This window comes from Stenotrophomonas sp. 3diitr2024 (assembly GCF_042136455.1).
GTDB lineage: Bacteria > Pseudomonadota > Gammaproteobacteria > Xanthomonadales > Xanthomonadaceae > Stenotrophomonas > Stenotrophomonas sepilia.
The window spans coordinates 1-3,316 of the sequence record NZ_JBHHMJ010000016.1; the positions used below are offsets into that span (position 1 = coordinate 1).

The window sequence follows — 3,316 nt, forward strand, 5'->3', positions numbered from 1 at the left end:
CTGCGCGGGATCCGACCCCGGTCGGCATCTGGCAAGGGGTCGGATCCCGCGCAGCGGGCTCTGCCCCCGGTCATGGCGACAGCCAGCGCTGCTGCGGATGCTTCTGCGTGCGCTGTTCCTGCTGCTTGCCGCCCTTGTGCGGCGGCTGCGGCTCCATCTGCTGTTGTTGTTGTTGCTGTTGCTGGTGCGAGTTACGGCCCTGCGGTTCCTTGCCGGGATGACGGTTCTGCTGGTTTTTCATGGTCGCGATCCAGTGGACGAAGGACATGCGGCGGCGGGATGCCGGCGCAGGGCCACGGTGGTCCCGCAACGGTTAATCGCAGGCGAAAAAGCAGTGATCGGCTGGATGTTGTTTTCGTGCGTTCAGCCCGCTCAGCGCCAGCCAGCGGCCAACCTTGGTGGCACCAGGACTCAGCGCTTGATCTGCTGCCCATCGCCGGCCGGCACGCTGTCGTAATAGCGGCCGGTGCGCGAATCGAACACGCGGTTCGGGCCGGCCGGGCGCACGCCCGGAACGATGCGGCCATTGCGGTCATAGACCTTGTCGGCCGGCTTCGGCACCGGCGTCGGCGCGACCCGGGCCGGACCGGTGGATCTGATCGGCTGCGCCGGCTGCGGCGACGGCAGCACCTGCGGTTGCGGGCGAGCGGCCTGTGGCGGTGGTGCCACGGGCTGCGGCGCCACGGTGGTCGCGCTGCGGGTCGCAGTCGGGTCGGCGGTCGGCACCTGCGCCAGCGCGACGATGGGCAACAGGGCCAGCAGCAGGGGAAGGATCGGTTTCATGGCACGCTCCGGCGTGGATCACGTTCACCTTGCGCCCGCCCCTGTGTGCCGCCCATGAACGGCCATCACACTTGCAAGGTCGCGTCTTCACCCCCACGTTTTCCGCCATCCCCAGGCCATCGACCACACGGAGCGCCGCCATGACCGCCTTCGACCTGACGCCCCCCACTGCCACCCAGACCGAGGCGCTGATCGCTGGCCTCAGCAGCGAGGAGCGCCGCGTGCTGCTGCAGCACGGCACCGAGGCGCCGTTCTGCGGCGTGTTCCTCGACAACAAGCGCGAGGGGGTCTACTGCTGCAGGCTGTGCGCGCTGCCACTGTTCCGCTCCAGCACCAAGTTCGATTCCGGCACCGGCTGGCCCAGCTTCTTTGCCCCGTTCGACCCGGCGCACGTGCGCGAGATCCGTGATACCAGCCACGGCATGGTGCGCACCGAGATCACCTGCGCGCGCTGCGGCAGCCACTTGGGCCACGTGTTCCCGGATGGTCCGCCGCCCACCTACGAGCGCCACTGCCTGAACTCCGTCTCACTTTCGTTCACCGGCAATGGCGAGCCCTGGCCCGATCCGTTGCAGCGTGGCGGCGCAGAAAGCGGCGTGGCGGGCTGAAACACCCCGCTGACCGATTTCACAGAATTCCCTCTTCAGAAAACCGGGCGACGGGCCGACAAGGAGATATCCCCTCTCCTTGCGTCGCCCCATGCTCATCATCGTTGGATTCCTGGTCGTCATCATCAGCGTGATCGGGGGCTACCTCGGTGCCCACGGCCGCCTGGGTGCCCTCTGGCAGCCCTATGAGCTGGTCATCATCGGCGGCGCCGCGCTCGGCGCCTTCCTGGTCGGTACCCCGGCCAAGACGGTCAAGCAGACCCTGCAGGCCATGGTGGGTGTGTTCAAGGGCCCGCGCTACAAGCAGCAGGACTACATCGATGTGCTCAGCCTGCTCTATGAACTGCTCAACAAGGCCCGCCGCGAAGGCTTCATGGCGTTGGAAGACCATGTCGAGCGCCCGGCCGAAAGCGCGCTGTTCGGCAACTACCCCAAGGTGCAGGCCGACCACCACCTGATCGATTTCATCACCGACTGCCTGCGCCTGATGATCGGCAGCAACATCGAGCCGCATGAGCTGGAACCGCTGCTGGAACTGGAGCTGGAAAAGCACCACGCCGAGGCCATGGCCCCCTCACAGGTGCTGACCAAGGTCGCCGACGGGCTGCCCGGTTTCGGCATCGTCGCCGCGGTGCTGGGCATCGTCATCACCATGGGCTCGATCGGTGGCGACATCGTCGAGGTCGGTGGCCACGTGGCCGGCGCGCTGGTCGGTACGTTCCTGGGCATCCTGCTGGGCTACGGCTTCGTCGGCCCGATGGCCGCCGCGATGGAGGCCCGCGCCGAGCAGGACAGCCGCATCTACGAATCGGTCAAGACCGCCCTGCTGGCCTGCCTGCGCGGTTACAACCCGAAGATCGCACTGGAGTTCGCCCGCAAGACCCTGCCGTCGAACGTGCGCCCGGCCTTCTCCGATTTCGAGCAGCACCTGAAGACGGTCAAGTAAGCCATGGCCGAGAACAAGCCCACCGTCATCGTCCGCCGGGTCAAGAAGGCCGGCCACGCCGCCCATCATGGTGGTTCGTGGAAGGTGGCCTATGCCGACTTCGTGACCGCGATGATGGCGTTCTTCCTGGTGCTGTGGCTGATGGCCACCACCAACAAGAACGACCGTGCGGCCATTTCCGAGTACTTCCGCAACCCCAGCCCGTTGAGCGGTCAGAGCGCCACGCCGGCGCCCGGCATGGCCGGCCCGGGCGGCGCCAGCACCTCGATGATCAAGCTGGGCGGTGCCACCGACATTTCGCGTGGCAACAGCAACGACCCCTTCCAGAACCAGAAGGAAGCGGTACCGCAGCCGGTGGACCAGCAGCAGCGCGACAAGCAGCAGCTGGAAGCACTGATGAAGGAGCTGCAGGAAGCGATCAGCAGGAGCCAGGCCCTGGAGCCGTTCAAGGACCAGCTGCTGCTGGACCTGACCCCGGAGGGCCTGCGCATCCAGATCGTGGACAAGCAGAACCGGCCGATGTTCGACCTCGGCAGCGCCACGCTGAAACCGTACACGCAGCAGATCCTGCACGAGCTGGCCAACTACCTGAACCACGTGCCGAACCGGATCAGCCTGACCGGCCACACCGACATCACCGCCTATTCGGCTGCACGTGGCTACGGCAACTGGGAACTGAGCGCCGATCGTGCCAATGCCGCCCGCCGCGCGCTGGTGGACGGCGGCCTGGAGGACAACAAGATCACCCGCGTGGTCGGCCTGTCTTCATCGGTGCTGTTCGACAAGGCCGACCCGCAGAACCCGATCAACCGCCGCATCAGCATCGTGGTGATGACCCAGGCCGCCGAAGCGGCCGCTCTGGCCGGCGCCGGCCCGCAGGTCGGGCTGTCGGCACCTGCCGCTGACCCCGACGTGCAGGCCGCGCAGGGTGAGGCGCACTGAACCGGGGTCAGATCCCTTTCCCCTGGAAAGGGATCTG

The 3,316-nt window shown here is 67.0% G+C and carries 5 protein-coding genes; 3 read left to right on the forward strand and 2 right to left on the reverse strand.

Going from position 1 to position 3,316, the window contains the following annotated elements:
• Positions 1 to 70 precede the first annotated feature (70 nt).
• Both ABGA94_RS00135 and ABGA94_RS00140 read right to left on the reverse strand, forming a co-directional pair.
• Positions 71 to 268 carry a lana protein gene (locus tag ABGA94_RS00135; RefSeq protein ID WP_375365960.1) on the reverse strand — a complete coding sequence of 66 codons (198 nt, stop codon included), beginning with the start codon at positions 266 to 268 and terminating at the stop codon, positions 71 to 73.
• Positions 269 to 411: 143 nt separating this feature from the next.
• Positions 412 to 783 carry a hypothetical protein gene (locus ABGA94_RS00140; protein WP_053498066.1) on the reverse strand — a complete coding sequence of 124 codons (372 nt, stop codon included), beginning with the start codon at positions 781 to 783 and terminating at the stop codon, positions 412 to 414.
• 140 nt (positions 784 to 923) lie between these two features.
• Between ABGA94_RS00140 and msrB the strand changes: the two genes are divergently transcribed.
• The 3 genes from msrB (at position 924) to motB (ending at position 3,279) form a co-directional block, all read left to right on the forward strand.
• A complete protein-coding gene (msrB, locus tag ABGA94_RS00145; RefSeq protein WP_005415117.1) occupies positions 924 to 1,391 on the forward strand; it encodes a peptide-methionine (R)-S-oxide reductase MsrB in 468 nt (155 codons plus the stop codon).
• 91 nt (positions 1,392 to 1,482) lie between these two features.
• A complete protein-coding gene (gene motA, locus ABGA94_RS00150; protein ID WP_005407915.1) occupies positions 1,483 to 2,337 on the forward strand; it encodes a flagellar motor stator protein MotA in 855 nt (284 codons plus the stop codon).
• A 3-nt stretch (positions 2,338 to 2,340) separates the two neighbouring features.
• Complete coding sequence (gene motB / locus ABGA94_RS00155; protein ID WP_053498068.1) at positions 2,341 to 3,279, forward strand: flagellar motor protein MotB; 939 nt, start codon at positions 2,341 to 2,343, stop codon at positions 3,277 to 3,279.
• Positions 3,280 to 3,316 lie beyond the last annotated feature (37 nt).

Bases quoted from the DNA above. Each gene is read 5' to 3' on its own strand.
- ABGA94_RS00135 (WP_375365960.1), bottom strand. From the start codon at position 268: ATGTCCTTCGTCCACTGGATCGCGACCATGAAAAACCAGCAGAACCGT.
- ABGA94_RS00140 (WP_053498066.1), bottom strand. From the start codon at position 783: ATGAAACCGATCCTTCCCCTGCTGCTGGCCCTGTTGCCCATCGTCGCG.
- msrB (WP_005415117.1), top strand. From the start codon at position 924: ATGACCGCCTTCGACCTGACGCCCCCCACTGCCACCCAGACCGAGGCG.
- motA (WP_005407915.1), top strand. From the start codon at position 1,483: ATGCTCATCATCGTTGGATTCCTGGTCGTCATCATCAGCGTGATCGGG.
- motB (WP_053498068.1), top strand. From the start codon at position 2,341: ATGGCCGAGAACAAGCCCACCGTCATCGTCCGCCGGGTCAAGAAGGCC.